This is a genomic window from Snodgrassella sp. CFCC 13594, from assembly GCF_001590725.1.
Taxonomy (GTDB): domain Bacteria; phylum Pseudomonadota; class Gammaproteobacteria; order Burkholderiales; family Neisseriaceae; genus Snodgrassella.
This window is the reverse complement of the sequence record NZ_LQXR01000022.1, coordinates 1-15,979: the sequence shown is the minus strand read 5'-3', so window position 1 is coordinate 15,979 and position 15,979 is coordinate 1. Positions and strand designations below refer to the sequence as shown.

Annotated in this window: 18 protein-coding genes, 3 tRNA genes and 2 pseudogenes; 10 read left to right on the top strand and 13 right to left on the bottom strand. The window is 50.4% G+C overall.

Features of this window, described 5'->3' with window-relative positions:
* Window positions 1-58 precede the first annotated feature (58 nt).
* From A2F46_RS10505 to A2F46_RS10485, 5 genes and pseudogenes are all read left to right on the top strand, one after another.
* A pseudogene (locus tag A2F46_RS10505) lies at window positions 59-774 on the top strand (YggS family pyridoxal phosphate-dependent enzyme).
* Entirely contained in the window at window positions 771-1,586 is an 816-nt protein-coding gene (gene proC / locus A2F46_RS10500) for a pyrroline-5-carboxylate reductase (RefSeq protein WP_066570253.1), read from the top strand. The pseudogene A2F46_RS10505 and the gene proC overlap by 4 nt, the downstream one beginning before the upstream one ends.
* A complete protein-coding gene (locus A2F46_RS10495) occupies window positions 1,576-2,139 on the top strand; it encodes a YggT family protein (protein WP_066570252.1) in 564 nt (187 codons plus the stop codon). The genes proC and A2F46_RS10495 overlap by 11 nt, the downstream gene beginning before the upstream one ends.
* A 158-nt stretch (window positions 2,140-2,297) precedes the next feature.
* Window positions 2,298-2,714 (top strand): RNA polymerase-binding protein DksA, encoded by a 417-nt coding sequence (dksA, locus tag A2F46_RS10490; RefSeq protein ID WP_066570250.1) that lies wholly within the window; start codon window positions 2,298-2,300, stop codon window positions 2,712-2,714.
* A gap of 71 nt (window positions 2,715-2,785) precedes the next feature.
* Window positions 2,786-3,430 (top strand): 3'-5' exonuclease, encoded by a 645-nt coding sequence (locus tag A2F46_RS10485; RefSeq protein ID WP_066570247.1) that lies wholly within the window; start codon window positions 2,786-2,788, stop codon window positions 3,428-3,430.
* On the opposite strand, the gene rnhB is transcribed toward A2F46_RS10485, so the two are convergent.
* The 5 genes from rnhB to A2F46_RS10460 all read right to left on the bottom strand — a co-directional run bounded on the left by rnhB (window position 3,387) and on the right by A2F46_RS10460 (window position 5,565).
* On the bottom strand, window positions 3,387-4,001 hold the full coding sequence (gene rnhB / locus A2F46_RS10480; RefSeq protein WP_066570245.1) for a ribonuclease HII: 615 nt from the start codon (window positions 3,999-4,001) through the stop codon (window positions 3,387-3,389). The genes A2F46_RS10485 and rnhB overlap by 44 nt on opposite strands.
* Window positions 3,988-5,175 (bottom strand): lipid-A-disaccharide synthase, encoded by a 1,188-nt coding sequence (gene lpxB, locus A2F46_RS10475; protein ID WP_066570242.1) that lies wholly within the window; start codon window positions 5,173-5,175, stop codon window positions 3,988-3,990. Before lpxB ends, rnhB begins: the two co-directional genes overlap by 14 nt.
* A 106-nt stretch (window positions 5,176-5,281) precedes the next feature.
* Window positions 5,282-5,357, bottom strand: a tRNA-His gene (locus A2F46_RS10470).
* Between the two features lie 19 nt (window positions 5,358-5,376).
* Window positions 5,377-5,453 (bottom strand) — tRNA-Arg (locus A2F46_RS10465).
* A gap of 34 nt (window positions 5,454-5,487) precedes the next feature.
* Window positions 5,488-5,565 (bottom strand) — tRNA-Pro (locus A2F46_RS10460).
* 220 nt (window positions 5,566-5,785) lie between these two features.
* Between A2F46_RS10460 and folD the strand changes: the two genes are divergently transcribed.
* The 3 genes and pseudogenes from folD (at window position 5,786) to A2F46_RS10445 (ending at window position 8,146) form a co-directional block, all read left to right on the top strand.
* The gene (gene folD, locus A2F46_RS10455) at window positions 5,786-6,646 is read left to right on the top strand and encodes a bifunctional methylenetetrahydrofolate dehydrogenase/methenyltetrahydrofolate cyclohydrolase FolD (protein WP_066570237.1); all 861 of its coding nucleotides are present in this window, start codon (window positions 5,786-5,788) and stop codon (window positions 6,644-6,646) included.
* 59 nt (window positions 6,647-6,705) lie between these two features.
* A pseudogene (gene purU, locus A2F46_RS10450) lies at window positions 6,706-7,580 on the top strand (formyltetrahydrofolate deformylase).
* Window positions 7,580-8,146: a hypothetical protein gene (locus A2F46_RS10445; protein ID WP_066570234.1), complete on the top strand. Its 567-nt coding sequence runs from the start codon at window positions 7,580-7,582 to the stop codon at window positions 8,144-8,146. The pseudogene purU and the gene A2F46_RS10445 overlap by 1 nt, the downstream one beginning before the upstream one ends.
* A 127-nt stretch (window positions 8,147-8,273) precedes the next feature.
* On the opposite strand, the gene A2F46_RS12670 is transcribed toward A2F46_RS10445, so the two are convergent.
* From A2F46_RS12670 to A2F46_RS12660, 3 genes are read right to left on the bottom strand one after another with little or no spacing between them, the layout of a single operon-like run.
* Entirely contained in the window at window positions 8,274-8,411 is a 138-nt protein-coding gene (locus A2F46_RS12670; RefSeq protein WP_197457644.1) for a hypothetical protein, read from the bottom strand.
* Window positions 8,408-8,788 (bottom strand): hypothetical protein, encoded by a 381-nt coding sequence (locus A2F46_RS12665; protein WP_369796339.1) that lies wholly within the window; start codon window positions 8,786-8,788, stop codon window positions 8,408-8,410. The genes A2F46_RS12670 and A2F46_RS12665 overlap by 4 nt, the downstream gene beginning before the upstream one ends.
* On the bottom strand, window positions 8,788-9,222 hold the full coding sequence (locus A2F46_RS12660; protein WP_197457642.1) for a hypothetical protein: 435 nt from the start codon (window positions 9,220-9,222) through the stop codon (window positions 8,788-8,790). The genes A2F46_RS12665 and A2F46_RS12660 overlap by 1 nt, the downstream gene beginning before the upstream one ends.
* 113 nt (window positions 9,223-9,335) lie before the next feature.
* Between A2F46_RS12660 and A2F46_RS10435 the strand changes: the two genes are divergently transcribed.
* Complete coding sequence (locus A2F46_RS10435; RefSeq protein ID WP_197457641.1) at window positions 9,336-9,893, top strand: YqiA/YcfP family alpha/beta fold hydrolase; 558 nt, start codon at window positions 9,336-9,338, stop codon at window positions 9,891-9,893.
* Here the strand turns inward: A2F46_RS10435 and A2F46_RS10430 are convergent.
* From A2F46_RS10430 to A2F46_RS10420, 3 genes are all read right to left on the bottom strand, one after another.
* Complete coding sequence (locus A2F46_RS10430) at window positions 9,870-10,283, bottom strand: hypothetical protein (protein ID WP_066570224.1); 414 nt, start codon at window positions 10,281-10,283, stop codon at window positions 9,870-9,872. The two genes, A2F46_RS10435 and A2F46_RS10430, sit on opposite strands and share 24 nt — an antisense overlap.
* 61 nt (window positions 10,284-10,344) lie before the next feature.
* Window positions 10,345-11,493, bottom strand: coding sequence for a methionine aminotransferase (locus A2F46_RS10425; RefSeq protein WP_066570221.1), 1,149 nt, complete (start codon window positions 11,491-11,493; stop codon window positions 10,345-10,347).
* 235 nt (window positions 11,494-11,728) lie between these two features.
* Window positions 11,729-12,364 carry a DUF2238 domain-containing protein gene (locus tag A2F46_RS10420; protein ID WP_066570219.1) on the bottom strand — a complete coding sequence of 212 codons (636 nt, stop codon included), beginning with the start codon at window positions 12,362-12,364 and terminating at the stop codon, window positions 11,729-11,731.
* Window positions 12,365-12,401: 37 nt separating this feature from the next.
* On the opposite strand from A2F46_RS10420, the gene trmL reads away from it, so the two are divergent.
* Window positions 12,402-12,956, top strand: coding sequence for a tRNA (uridine(34)/cytosine(34)/5-carboxymethylaminomethyluridine(34)-2'-O)-methyltransferase TrmL (trmL, locus tag A2F46_RS10415; RefSeq protein WP_304437943.1), 555 nt, complete (start codon window positions 12,402-12,404; stop codon window positions 12,954-12,956).
* A gap of 111 nt (window positions 12,957-13,067) precedes the next feature.
* Here trmL and A2F46_RS10410 read toward each other — a convergent pair whose 3' ends face one another.
* On the bottom strand, window positions 13,068-14,474 hold the full coding sequence (locus A2F46_RS10410; RefSeq protein ID WP_066570202.1) for an FAD-binding oxidoreductase: 1,407 nt from the start codon (window positions 14,472-14,474) through the stop codon (window positions 13,068-13,070).
* 61 nt (window positions 14,475-14,535) lie between these two features.
* Window positions 14,536-15,690, bottom strand: a complete 1,155-nt coding sequence (locus tag A2F46_RS10405; protein WP_066570268.1) for a polyamine ABC transporter substrate-binding protein — start codon at window positions 15,688-15,690, stop codon at window positions 14,536-14,538.
* Between the last annotated feature and the right edge of the window lie 289 nt (window positions 15,691-15,979).

Below are 15,979 nucleotides of genomic sequence, written 5' to 3'. Positions count from 1 at the left end.
TGTCCTAAGCCAAATTATTCCGTATTGTGGCCCATTGTGCAGCTGTAAGGAGACACCGATGTCAGACTTGATTCAGCGCTGGCAAAGCGTGTGCCAGCAAATCAAACAAGACCGCAACCGTTTTCATGCCCCGCAATCGGTACAACTGATTGCCGTGAGCAAAACATTTCCTGCAAGCGATATTCGCTCTCTATATGATGCTGGGCAACGTGATTTTGGTGAAAATTATCTGCAAGAATTCTCAGAAAAAACAGAGATTTTAACTGATCTTCCGGATTTGGTGTGGCACGTCATTGGCCACATCCAATCCAACAAGAGCCGTACTGTGGCTGAAAAAGCCACTGGGTTCACACCATTGATCGCGCTAAAATTGCTACCCGCTTAAACGAGCAGCGCCCGACCACGGCCCACCGGTTGCAAGTGTGCATAGAAATTAACATTGCCAATGAACCTGCCAAACATGGGATTAAGGCCAATGAATCAGAATTGCTGAGTCTGGCCGCACACATTACGGCCCTGCCCAATTTACAACTGCGGGGATTGATGTGTGTCGCTAAAGCCGATAGTACGCAAGCGGAACTGATAATGCAATTTCAACGCATGCAGCACTTATTGAAATACCTTCAGGCAACCGGATATGCGGTTGATGTATTGTCTATGGGCATGAGTGGCGACATGGACAGCGCTATTCAATGCGGCGCCACACACGTGCGTGTGGGCAGCGCTATTTTCGGTGCACGTGATTATTCAACTGAATTGAGGAACCAATCATGAATGTGTATTTTTTGGGCGGCGGCAATATGGCTGCAGCCATTATTGCAGGCCTCGTCCACCAAGGTGGCTACGACATTACCGTTATTGGTCGTAACCCCCAAAAACAGGCCCATTTGGCCAATACCTATGGCGTTGCCACCACCGACATCCTCCCTGAATTACACGCCGAGGATGTGCTGATTCTGGCCATCAAGCCGCAAGATATGGCTGCCGCCACCGCGCACATCAACACCAATGGCGCCCTGGTATTGAGCGTAGCCGCCGGACTCAACATCGCCACCCTAAGCGAGATGTTGCATGGGCACAACCGCATTATTCGCATAATGCCCAATACCCCTTGCCAGGTAGGTATGGGCATGTCTGGCCTCTATGCACCCCAACACATCAGCGCCCATGATCGCGATTTTGCTGAAACATTGATGCGGACTACCGGCGAGGTTCAGTGGGTGCCATCGGAAGATGCTATTGATGGCATCATTGGCATTTGTGGCAGCGGTCCAGCTTATGTATTTTATCTGCTTCACGCTTTGCAGCAGGCCGCAGAACAACAAGGCTTCAACCCCTCTGATGCACGCCGCTTGAGTTTAGCCACATTCAAAGGCGCTGTGGCCTTGGCCGAACAATCTGGAACGGATTTTGCACAGCTACAAGCCAATGTCACCTCCAAAGGCGGTACCACATACGCCGCCATCCAAACCTTCGAAGCAAACCACTTGGCTGAGGGCCTAGTTAGCGGCGTCGCTGCTTGCGTGGCACGTGCACAAGAGTTAGCCCAAGAATTGTCTGGCCCTAAGGATGGCCATGCTCAATAAACTATTGTTGCTATTGGCCGATGCCTTGGCGATGTTGTGCTGGTCGCGCTTATTGTTGCAATGGGCCAGGCTTCCATTCCCGCATCCTTTAGCGCAATTTTGCGTACACAGCACCAATTGGCTGGTCAAGCCATTGCGTAAAATCGCACCACCATTGGGCCGTTGGGACAGCGCCTGCGTACTCGGGCTGGTTTTGGTCTATTACTTAGCCTGCTCGGCAACATCCTTATTGGGGCTGCCTGAAATGCACATCAGCGCCCGCATGATGGCACTCAATGTATTGCTTACCGTCCTGTATGCACTCAAAGCACTCGCCTACGTTTTATTCATGGGCTTGCTTTTGCGCATGGTATTGAGCCTCAGCCAACAAAATTCGCCCCTTTTGCCTGCTTTACAACGGCTGTATACCCCGTTAACACGGCCATTTGCTTTTTTGCGTTTTGGCCGCATTGATTTTTCCGCCAGCGTATTGGCGGTGGTTTTGTGGTTGTGGTTGAGCTGGTGGCTACCCGCCATCCTAACACAATTGAACCTGCTGTTTTTACAAGGTTAAAAAGCATCCATGAATGACAAAATGCTGGTTTGGGCCGAAAACATGCTATGATGCCCGCACTTTTTTACAGCCAAACAGCCTAAAGACCATCACCACCGTGATGCAAAGCTGTTCAGACCATTCGCCGAATCCCAGGCATGTTTTAGAAAGACTGTACCATGGCAAAACTCACTGAAAACGACATCATTCAATGGAATGGCCCGGAAGAAGAGTACATGAATGCGGATCAACAAGCTTTTTTCCGTGCCTTACTGCTGCATCTTCAAGATGAGTTGATCCATAACGCCACCACCACCGCTGGTCACTTGCAAGAGCAGGCGGCCACACCAGACCCGGCTGATCGCGCCACTTTGGAAGAAGAGTACGCACTGGAATTGCGTACCCGAGACCGAGAGCGCAAATTATTGAGTAAAATCCAAGCTTCCTTGCGCCAGCTAGATGAGGGCGATTACGGGTTCTGCCAAGATACAGGCGAACCCATTGGTCTCAAGCGCTTATTGGCGCGGCCCACCGCCACCTTATCAGTAGAAGCGCAAGAGCGGCGAGAGCGGATTAAAAAGCAATTTGCCGATTAAATCGCACATTTAAAAAGTGCTTTCAGGCTACCTGAAAGCACTTTTGTTTTATTATTTGATTGAGAACCGCCGTGCCGCCACGCCATGCCCCCAATAAAGCAGAAAGCGCTCTGCTGCCTGAATTTAACTACCTCACCCGAGAGCACATTCATATTCCACAAACCGATGCTGAGTGGGCAGACACAAGCCAAGCGCTCCACCAAGCCACAGCACTTGGCTTTGACACCGAAAGCAAACCCATCTTCCAAGCAGGTCAAACCGATACAGGGCCACATGTGGTGCAATTGGCCACTCAACAAGATGCTTGGCTGCTGCAACTGCACCACCCTCAAGCCAGTGGATTGGTGCGCGCCATATTGGCCAATCCCCACATCATCAAAGTAGGCTTTGGCCTCGCCAACGACAAGCAACAACTGCAACGCACCATGCAAGCCGAGCCACAGCAGCTCATCGATTTAGATCAATTTTTCAGCCGCCAAGGCTATACCCGCAATCTCGGTTTGCGCGCCGCGGTGGCCGTGGTATTACAGCAGTCGCTACACAAATCCAAGCGATTAAGCACATCCAATTGGGCCAAGAAACAACTCAGTGAGGCACAAATCCACTACGCCGCCAATGACGCCCATGCTGCACTCTGCGTTTATGCCGCCCTGCCGGCATGGCAATCCACGTTCAGTCCGCCACAAACAGCCGACCTTGCGCCAGTAAAGCCTTAACGGGCGCAAAATCCACGCGATGTTCCGGCAATACGCCATACTGTTGTAAGGCCGCCAAATGTGCGGCTGTTCCATAGCCTTTGTGCCGATCAAACCCATATTGCGGAAACCGCTGTGCCAACGCATACATTTCTGCATCGCGGGCGGTTTTGGCCAAAATAGACGCCGCAGAAATGGCAGCAATGCGACTATCTCCTTTGATCACCGCTTCAGCAGGCATCGCCAACCCAGATGGAACGCGGTTACCATCTATCCACACTTTTTCAGGCAACTGAGTCAATCCTGCCACAGCGCGCGTCATCGCACGCAAAGTCGCATGCAAAATATTGTATTGGTGGATCTCTGCCACGTCCGCATACGCCACTGACCAAGCTTGTGCTTGCGCTTTAATCTGCAACGCCAATACATCGCGCTTTTTTTCCGATAATTTTTTTGAGTCAGTCAGTCCGGGTAAATCATACTGTGCCGGCAATATGACCGCTGCCGCAAATACGCTGCCCACCAACGGTCCGCGCCCCGCTTCATCCACACCAGCATGCGAAGCCAATACCACCCAATCATCGCGCTGCATTCGGCAACCTCAATGCGTGGTGCAACACCGCAGAAGCAGCCAATTCATCCGTATTGCGGCGCAGTGATTCATGCAATGCTCGGAATTCAGCCTGCAGCGACGCCACCTCAGCCGGCGATTCATACCACTTCATCACCGCTGCCGCCAAATTTTGCGGGGTGGCGTCTTTTTGCAGCAATTCAGGTACGGCGAATCGGCCCAATAAAATATTGGGCAATCCCACATAAGGCAATTGAAATTTGCGTTTCACATACGCAAACGTGAGGGGCGAAATTTTGTAACTAATTACCATTGGCCGCTGACACAGAGCCACTTCCAATGTGGCCGTACCACTGGTTACCAACACCACATCGGCCACTTGGCAAGCCAGATCAGCATGAGCAGACATCAGCCGAATCGGTAATTTGGCATAAGGAGAATTGACCAACATGGTCTGTATACGCAGACGCGTCGCAGCCGTTGCCAAAGGCAGTAAAAATTGAGCCTTCTCATAGCGTTGATGAATGATTTCGGCTGCCTGAAAAAATAAAGGTGCCATGTATTCCACTTCGCTGACCCGACTCCCCGGCATCAACACAAACACCGGTGCATCTTCAGGCAACTTCATGGCTGCACGTTGGGCTGCCTTGTCGATGACCAAAGGCAAGGTCTGCGCCATCGGGTGGCCCACAAATTGCGCTTGACCACCAGCCTCTTGATACAAAGCTGGCTCCATGGGGAACAAACACAAGACTTCATCCACCTGATGCACAATTTTATGAACCCGTTCACGCCGCCATGCCCACACCGATGGGCTGACATAATGAATGGTGGGGATGCCTGCTGCTTTCAGTTTGGCGGCCACACCCAAATTGAAGTCGGGCGCATCAATGCCCACAAACACATCTGGCTGCCTGCGTTTGAGCGCTCGAATTAATCCTTTGCGGATAGCCAAAATTTCAGGCAGCTTTTTCACCACTTCCACAAAGCCGCGAACCGCCAGCTTCTCCTGTTCAAACAAATTGTCCATACCTTCTGCCAACATGCGAGGACCGCCAATGCCCACAAAGTGCACCTGGGGATAGCGCGCCCGGATGGCGGCCATCAAATGGGCACCGAGTAAATCGCCAGAAGCTTCGCCGGCGCACAAAGCAATGGTTAAGGTTTTCGACACAGCATTAGCAGGAATGGTCATGTTGGCTTGGCAGACACTCAATGAAACAGGCGCCAGTGTACACGCGCACCCGAAAGGAAAAAAGAGCAAACAAAAAGCCCGAGCAAGATGCTCGGGCTGGCTAATTTGGGGTGGCTGATGGGGCTCGAACCCACGACAACTGGAATCACAATCCAGGGCTCTACCAACTGAGCTACAGCCACCACTAAAACAAAACTGATTTGGTGCGCCCGACAGGAATCGAACCTGTAACCCCCGGCTTAGAAGGCCGGTGCTCTATCCGGTTGAGCTACGGGCGCTCTACCGTGAGTGGGTGCGGGACCCTTGTCTATTTGGTCGGGGTGGTGGGATTCGAACTCACGACCCTCTGCTCCCAAAGCAGATGCGCTAACCAGGCTGCGCTACACCCCGACAAGAGATGCGAACTATACCGATGCCCGAGTATGCCGTCAAGCACCCCGTGCGGAAAATTTATCAATCCTTTTTGGGATTCAGGCAACCTTCACGACCATGCCGGCAATAACGGGTGCGTAAAGCTGCGAAAAATGCGACAATATGCCCCTTTTTTGAATAGTCGAATAAATGGCTATTCATCGCATTATCCATTTCATTTTGTTTGCGAAAGACCCTCATGACCGCCCAATTAATAGATGGCAAACGCGTTTCCCAAGAACATTTGGAACAACTGGCCACTCAGGTTCAAGAACGCTTGGCGCAAAATCTCCGTCGTCCATGTTTGGCAGTGGTATTGGTGGGGGACGACCCAGCCAGTGCTGTGTATGTGCGCAACAAAAAACGCGCCTGTGAAAAAGTGGGCTTTGAGTCGCGCGCTTATGAATTACCTGCCACCACATCTGAAACCGAGCTGCTTTCGCTGATTGATGACATGAATGCCGATCGCGATGTTGACGGCATCCTGGTGCAACTGCCTTTGCCTGCACACATCGACAGCCAAAAAGTGCTGGAGCGCATTTTGCCGCATAAAGATGTGGACGGATTCCACCCCTATAATGTGGGCCGACTAGCGGTTAAAATGCCGCTGATGCGCCCTTGCACCCCCAAAGGCGTGATGACGTTATTGGCGGCCTATGGCATCGACCCCAAAGGCAAAAAAGCGGTGGTGGTGGGCGCCTCCAATATTGTTGGGCGGCCGCAGGCGTTGGAATTGCTACTGGCACGCGCGACCGTTACCATTTGCCACAGCGCCACACAAAATCTTGCCGCGGAAGTGGCGGCGGCCGATATTGTGGTGGTGGGAGTGGGCCAGCCCAATTTTGTAAAGGGGTCTTGGATTAAACCGGGCGCAGTGGTGATTGATGTTGGTATTAATCGCCTAGACAATGGCAAGCTGTGTGGCGATGTGGAGTTTGACGAGGCTGCAGAGCGTGCAGGTATGATTACACCCGTTCCCGGTGGGGTTGGCCCCATGACCATTGCCACATTGATGGAAAACACACTCAAAGCCGCCCAAATACACGATAGTGAAGTATAAATTCGTTCAGGCAGCCTGATTCATCAGACTGATCAAACCCAACCAGAAATTGTTTATTCATGATTGATTCCGCAGCACATGCCCCTGATTCAGCCACATTGCTGATTGATGCCCCCGACCAAAAAGGGTTGGTCGCCAGCATCGCGCAATTTTTATTGCAACACAATGCCAATATCCTGCATGCTGATCAACACCAGGATGCCGAAGAAGGCCGTTTTTTGATGCGTGTAGAGTGGGATGTTAACGGCTTTGATTTACCCATGTCTGCGTTTCAACAAGCTTTTGCACCCGTAGCCGCAGCCAAAAATATGCAATGGCACTTGTGCCAACCACGCAAACGGGCGCGCATGGCTATTTTTGTGTCTCAGTATGAGCATTGCTTGGTGGATTTGATGCACCGCTACCGCATCGGCGAATTGGGCTGTGATATTCCATTGGTCATTGGCAACCACGAATCCATGCGCCACTTGGTGGAATACAACCGCATTCCCTTTCACCACATCCCTGTCTCGGCCAACACCAAAGCAGCAGCAGAAGCGCAAGCATGCTCTTTATTAACAGACGCGCAAGTGGATGTTATCGTGCTGGCGCGCTACATGCAGGTGTTGTCACCTGATTTCGTGGCCCAATACCCCAATCGCATCATCAATATTCATCACAGTTTTTTACCCGCATTCGATGGCGCGCGCCTTATCAACGTGCATTCGCTCGTGGCGTCAAACTCATTGGCGCAACCAGCCATTACGTTACCAACGAACTGGATGAAGGGCCGATTATCGAACAAGAGGTGACCCGCGTATCACACCGCGACACCGTCGCCGATTTGGTGGAAAAAGGCCGTGATTTGGAAAAAGTGGTGTTGAGCCGTGCCGTTAAATGGCATTTGCAACACCGTATCTTGTCTTACAACAACCGTACCGTGGTATTCGACTGATGTATTCATTTTTTCTCGACGCCCTAGCCGCATTGCGACTGCGCTTCTACCCATCCGCCCACTACCGCTACAACGGTGCTGTGATTTATGGCATCTTGTTGGTCACTGGTATGGTCAATGCTGCGGCCATGGCGCCATTATTTGGCCATAGCAATGGTGCTGTTGCGTTTGCCCTGTGCCTGACTGTCCTCAAGTGGCTGTGCCTGAGTTTGGCCATGCGCTGGATATTGGCCATCAAAGGGGGTAGCAAACACAACTGGAGCGGCTATGTTTTACTCACTGAGGCACTGATCTTCCCAGCCATTGCTGCCTTGTATTGGCCGCAAGCACTGGGCTTGGCCACCATCATGTGGGAAACCTGGATTATGGTGGTGCAACTATTTGGCTTCATGCGCATCAGCCAACAAAATGGCTTAAAAGTCATTGCCGGCTATATCCTCTATTTCGTGATGATTCTCATCGGCGGCACGTTGCTAATGACCTTATTCAATAGTTTAGGCTGGCTGGATTTACAGACACTGATGAAAGAAATGCAAAGCGTGGCACGCCAAGCGCAAGCCCGCTAAATGCAACGATACGGTCACTCAATCAAACACAAACAAGGCTACCTGAAATTTTCAGGCAGCCTTGTTTAATTTAAAGCCGTTCCCAGCACCAACGCACCAGATCGAACAACATCATACTTTTATTTCACTAGCCCAGCAGGCCTGTTTCCCGCACCACATGGTCGGCCACTTGGCGCAATTGAGCAGCCGTGCGCTGTAGCGCAGCCACCTCAGCATCAGGCAACACATAGCCCACCTGTCTGGCAATGCCTTGGCGACAAATCACCGAGGCACATTTAACACAATATTGCTAATGCCGTATTCGCCTCGCATCAACACCCCCACTGGCAACACCGAATGCTCGTCGATGTTGATTGCCCGAATGAGGCGAAACACGCTGGCTGCAATACCGTGATTGGTATTGAGTTTACGTTTAAAAATAGCCAACCCTGCTTGTTTCACATCTTCTAGAAGCGCCTCTTTGTCAAACAAAGGCAATCCATTGCTCACACAATAATCATCCAACCCTTGCCCCGCCACCTGCACCAAATGCCACGGAATGACACTACCCGAACCATGCTCACCCCACACCATACCAAACACGTTTTTGGGGTCCAAATGAACCCGGTCTGCAATAATTTTCATCAACCGCGCCGAATCGATTATGCAGCCGCGCTGATGACTTGGCTAGGCGTATACGGGGTATTGGCAATGATGAAATGGGTCAAGATGTCGCAAGGATTGGTGACCACAATCAAAATGGCCCTCGGAGCATAACGCCACAATTGGCGGGCAATATCCACAGCAATGGGGGCATTAATTTGCGCCAAATCCAAACGGTTTTGTCCCACTTTGATTTGTGCCCCGGCAGTAATCACCACCACGTCGCTATTGGCCGTGTCAGCGTAATCACCCGCATAAATACGCGTGTTTTTGGCATACGATAAAGCACTGGTGTGGCTAAAATCCATGGCTTCGCCTTCGCTGCGGTCGCGATTCAGATCCACCAACACAATTTCACGGCAATCGCCCAGATTGAGGATATTTTGGCAAATGCCCACGCCTACTGCCCCAGCGCCAATCACGGAAATTTTCATGAACTACCTGCTTCCCAATGGGTGTTTATACTCCAACATCATAGCGCAAATAAACCGCCAAAGCCTCAGCGTTGGCTATAATAGGCATGGACTTTCATTCAGAAAGCATACCCATGAGGCCGAATCTATATTATTTGTGTGGCTACCAAAGCCACAGCACACAATCGCCCAAATATGCCTATATTCAGGCAGCCTTTGCCGATTGTATGACCATTACGCCACTGGATTACCCCGGTAGCTATGACGCCCAACAATGCTGGAATGCCTTTACCCAACAAGTTGATACCAGCCAGCCCAGTGTATTCATGGGGTCAAGTTTGGGGGGATTTTGGGCCTTACATTTGGCCAACCATTATGCTTGCCCATGCATGCTACTCAACCCATGCTGCCGCCCAAGCCTGCTGGCAAAAAAAGCACACGCCCATGCTCAAGATGCACCTTTGTTTGAAGCATTTACTGCGTGGGAGCGAATACAATTGCACCCTCAGCTAGCGCGCTTGGTCTTTTTGGCCAAAGATGATGCGGTCTTGGATTACCGTGAGGCCATGCGCGACCTGCCACATGACACAGAATGGGTGATTTACCCGAGTGGTGGCCACACTTTATGGCCCAAGCTGCCTGCAATCGAAAACCGTAGCCGGCTGTTCTTACAAGAACAAGCCCTTATTTAACGGCGATCCCTTTTTTGCGCTGATGAATGCGGTGCGCTGCGGCAAAAGCGGCGATACCGCCCCCATAAAACCACCACCCAAAAACAACGCAATCACATCCAAGCGTCGCCCTGCATCCAGATTATCCAAAATTTGCTGTACTGTCAGGCCCGATGGGCCCGGCCCATTCATGCCTTCAATCATGTGTCGATTCGTACACTTGGGCAGCAGCGCCTGTTGGTCATCAGCCCGCGGGAAAGCCAGGCGTACCTGCGCTTCACACTGAGTCACTTGTGCCGGTTTCACCACATTAAACCAGCCACCAATATACAAGCCCAGTGCCAACAGCACTAGCCCCAATATCGCCACCACCACGGGTGACCCACGTTTTTCCTGTTGCACTTGCTGCATAAACCATCCTTCAGTTACTCATGGTCACCTGCTGCTGTTCAGGCAACCTAGCATGATCATTTTAAACTGCATTCAACAAAGCCACCGCTTGATCCAGCGTGGCATCCCGTTTGGCAAAGCACACGCGCAGGCAATGCTGATTGTAGCTGTCATGGTAAAACGCCGAAAGCGGAATGGTGGCAATGCCGTGCTCCCGTACCAATGTTTGAGCAAACTCAGCCTCCGGCGCATCACTGATATCGCGATAATCCAAATTCATGAAATACGTACCTTGAGGGCAATACACGCGAAAACGCGAATCGCGCAACCCTGCCGCCAAACGATCCCGTTTGGCTTGGAAAAATGCACTCAATGACTGGTAGTGCGTTTCATCTGCCAAATAATCGGCAATCGCCCATTGTGTCGGCGTATGTACGCTGAACACATTAAATTGATGTACCTTACGGAATTCTGCCATCAAGTCAGGGGCGGCCACACAGTAGCCCACTTTCCAGCCGGTAGCATGCAGGAGTTTGCCAAATGAGGCCACGGTTAAAGTGCGCTCGCGCAGCAGCGGATGTGACAACAGCGTTTTCGGTTGGCGTCCATCATAAACCAAGTGTTCATACACCTCATCGCTGAGTACAAATGCGCCCGAATCAGCCACCACCGCGGCCAATTGTTGCACATCAGCGTCATCAAGCACGCGGCCACTGGGATTATTGGGGTTATTGACCATTACCAAACGGGTACGTGCTGTGATGCACCTTCTGACCTGATCCCAATCAATGGCAAAATCCGGTGCCTGCAAACGGATTGGCACAACCACGCCGCCAAACAGGCGCACTGTCGGCGCGTAGCTATCATAGGCCGGCTCAAACACAATCACTTCATCACCAGGCCGAACCAGCGTGGCAATGGCCGTAAACAAAGCTTGGGTCCCGCCAGCGGTCACGGTAATTTCCTGATCGCCATCCACCGCCAGCCCATGCACCCGAGCCATTTTTTGACTAATGCGTTCACGCAAAGCCGCCACACCGGTCATGGGGGCATATTGGTTGTGTCCCGCCTGCAAATGCTGCGTAATTAAATCGATTAAAACCGGATCCACGGGATAATCTGGGAACCCCTGCGACAAGTTTAAGGCACGATACTGGGCGGCCAAACCCGACATCACGCTGAAAATAGTGGTGCTCACTGTGGGCAATTTAGAATGCAATTGGGGAGTCATGATCGGTATTTCATATCTGGATTCAAAGGACAGCAGCCATCTTACTGCGAATCAGCCATCAACCCAACACCATCAGCAGACCATTTGCTTACAAATGGCACACACGGCTGCCTGAAACACCCTGTATTGGCTTGTATTTCAGGCCAGCCATGTATGTTCGCGAAGGTCATTTCTCCATGAAGCCCAAATCAATCCCTTCCAATCACGCCACCACGGTCTACATCCAATAATCCGTTTAACGAAAATGCGACCACCATGAATTCGGCATCATGATCCACGCAGCCAAGCCCCCGAACGTGGCCAGCAACATGTCTTTGTGCGCATCCCAAACATCGCCTTGCTGGCCATTATAGTTTTCCACTGCTTCGGGCGAAAGCAATAGGGAAATGGCCCACTCAATCAATTCATACACCATGCTGCTGGCCATAATCCACATCACACACATCGCACCCCATTTCCAGTGCGACTGCAATGGCAACGACCAACGCCGAATCCCCTCGGCAAATACAGGAAACAGCAAAAAACCATAACCAAAATGCACCAAGCGATCAAACATATTGCGTCCAAAACCCAATGTGGCATTCAAATCCAGGCCAAACCATGACTTCAACCAATCGTTATAAGGCACGAAGGAATACAAATAATGAGCTGCCAGAATGTGCAATGATAAAAACAGCGTGCTGCCAATCCAAGCAACAGCAGACAGCGGCTCTCGCCGATTGCATACATACAAAGCCAATAAAAATAATACTGTACCAACCTGATGTAGGAGATAAGAAGGCAAATCCAGCGGCCGATAAGATGCGATCACGATTTCAACCAGCAAAACCACCACACAAATTGTTTTCACATTATGGAATATCCGCTGCATCCATCGCCTCCTAGCTGATGCTCATCAGGCTGCCTGAATGAAACGCGCATGCCTGCGCCATTTCGCGATTAGGCTTACAATACATGATTTTAGTATTCACCACATTATCATGGCTTTACACATTGCGTTATACCAACCGGAAATCCCCGCCAATACCGGCAACATCGCCCGCACTTGCGCGGGTACCGGCACCCATTTGCATCTAATCCGACCGCTGGGATTTTCCACCGACGATAAAATGCTCAAACGAGCCGGACTTGACTATTGGCCACATGTCCGCATTCATTACCACGACAGCCTAGATGATTTTGTATCTGGGGTAGAAACCCAGAAGCAAGCCCAACTCTACTTGATTGAAACCTATGGCACACAAGCCTACAGCGATTTTGATTTTAGCCAGGCTAATACCGACTATTATTTCCTATTTGGCCGAGAAACCAAAGGGTTGCCAGAAGATTTTGCGCGTGCACGCGCTGCAAGTTGCTTGCGTATTCCCCAATCGGAACATGTCCGCTCGCTGAATTTATCCAATGCCGCCGCAATTGTGATTTATGAAGCTTTGCGCCAACGCCATTTTATCGACATCGCTTGATGCGTCGCCATCGCAAGGTGAAAAACCATACAGGCCTTAAGTCGAGCATGGTATGAATCTGGACATTGGCACGGCAATCCCACATTCAGGCAGCCCTAAGGCTGCCTGAAATCAATCCATGCCACAAATTTTATAAGCCCAATCGGCAAAAAACACCGGTTTCTTGAGTTTAAAGCGCGCTTCAACTGCATCGGCCCAGCCCAACATCTTATACATGCTGTGAATACCCAGCCAGCGCCATGGCTCCCGTTCCCAAGTCGGATTGGCGAAATCACTCCATGGCAAAGCAGTGCGTTCGGTTTGATGACCCAGTATTTTATCGACCATGGTACGCGCCGCCAAATTGGTGGGGCCCACCCCATTGCCAGCGAAGCCATAAATCCAGCCTTGGCGACGTTGATCATCAAACGTCACCGTGGGATTCCAGTCACGCGTCACACCCAGTGAACCTTTCCAAGCACACTCTATTTCAAACGGATACCCTGGAAACAGCTCTGTAAGTCGACGATACAACTGCGTGGCCACACCATCATCCAAGTGGCCATCGCCCGCATCGCGCGATTGATACTGATACGGCGCGCCGCGGCCGCCAAACAAAATACGGTTATCCCGGGTACGTTGCGCATAAATATATACATGCGCTAAATCACCCAATAATTCGGCATTGGCCCAACCAAAACGTGCCCAAAAATCATCGGGCAGTGGCTTGGTCATAATGATGGAAGAATTTACGGGAATCACTTTGCGATTGTGCAGGAGTTGGTCGGTATAACCTTCGGCGCAGCAGATCACGTTATCGCCTTTCACCACGCCTTGTGCCAACAGCACATTCCCCTCACCCATGCTCAAAACTGGTGTATTTTCATAAATGGCCACCCCTTGCTGTAACAACACCCGCTGCAGGCCCATCACCAATTTGGCCGGCTGAATGCGCGCGCCATCACGATAGCGCACGGCTGCAACCATCGATGGAATGCGTATAAGTGCTTGCCCCTCTTGGCTAGACAAAGGCACTAATTCATCATCAGAAAAACCATATGTGCGCTCTTTTTCATAGTACTGTTGCAAATGTACCGCCTGTGCCTCATTGGTGGCCACAAACAATAAACCACCCTTATGCAAGTCGCAATCAATACCTTCTCGCTGACATACGCCATCCACTTCATCAATGGTGTCAATAACTTGGCGTTGGAATGCACAAATTTGTGCCTGTGTAATGTGTCCATGCTTGAGCAAATTGGTAATAGATGAAGGCAGGTTGGTGGATAGCCACCCGCCATTACGCCCCGAAGCACCATAGCCCACCTGCTTGGCCTCAAAGATCGCCACCGACAAATGCGGTTGTGCTTGCTTCAAATAATAGGCCAGCCACAACCCACTAAAACCACCGCCCACGATGACCACATCAAAATGAGACTGCGCTGACAAGGGTGGAACAGTTGCCATCAAGGCGGCCCTTGTTGCCAACACATCATCGCTCAATGATTGCGACCAAAAAGAAAGGTTATTCAATTTCATTGCCACTCCTGTCTGCACCCACAGGCTGCCTGAAAGAAAGCCTCATGGGTGCCCAATGGTGCTATTGTTTCGCCACCGTATTCGACTTGATTTGCTGCCACAGGCGCACTGCCAGTTTCACCGTATCGGGTTGCTTTTCTTTGTTTACGAAACTGCGCGCCAACACCGATTCGCTAGGAAACACCGAATCATTGGCCACCACAGCTTGATTCATGTACTGCTTAGCCAGCTTGGTACCCGGTGCATAGGTCACAAAATCAGCATTTTGTGCTGCAATTTTGGGTTCTAGCGTCCAGTTGATGTATTTCAGTGCGTTATCCACATTTTTTGCATCCGCAGGGATCACCATAGTGTCAATCCACACACCCACTCCCTGTTTAGGCACTAATGCTTGCACTGTCACGCCATTTTTCGCCGCTTTGGCGCGCGTATTAGCAATATTGAAATCGCCGTTATAACCAATGCCCACACATAAACTACCCTGCGCAAAATCATTGATGTACCCAGAGGTATTAAAGCGGCGAATATCAGGTACTACTTTACTGATCATTTGCGCTGCGGCCTTTAAATCAGCGGCATTATTGGAATTGGGATCTTTGCCAATATAGCTCAGAGCCAGCGGTAACACAGAAGTTGGGCTGTCCACATAAGAAATTCCACATGATTTTAATTTACGCGTGTATTCTGGATTGAACACCAAATCCCATTCATTTTCAGGCAACTTATCTGTTCCCAATGCTTTTTTTACTTGCTCCGGGTTAATACCCACCGTATAAATACCCCAAAAATAAGGCACCGCATATTTATTACCCGGATCCACCTGATCCAGCAACCGCAGCAATGCTGGATCAATGTTTTTATAATTGGGAATTTTTGATTTATCTAAAGGCTGATACGCGCCCGCTCGAATCTGTCGACCTAGATTACTCAGGCTCGGATACACCAAATCATAGCCAGATTTGCCGGTTAAGACTTTGGCCTCTAACACTTCATTGCTATCGAATAAGTCTTGGCGAATTTTGATGTGATATTGATCGGTAAAAGCCGTTAAAATTTTAGGATCAACATAGTCGCCCCAATTGTACATATTCAAGACATGACTACCGTTGTCATTCGCAGAAGCCGTGCCGACATCAGAAACCGCTTTATCCTGATGGGACGCCTCGCCGCATGCCGCCAATTGTAACGAGACACAAATAATGGGTAACACCTTCATGACCGACATAAATTTCTCCTAATCATCAATATCACAAAATCATATTTATCCTTAACATACAACTATAAACAACCCAAACATTGCAGAATTTAACACACGATCATCGCGGTAAGCTTCGGGTTTTCCGAATCAATTCATCGAAAAACCAAATTATCGATCTTCAAAAATAATTTTTAAATGACCGGATTGATAAAATTTTCGAGAGAACTCAAGAATGATGGATACTGGGTCAGAGTTTGCACACACATGTGGTTATGCTCATGTGCGCTGCGCTGCTCATATTAGATGA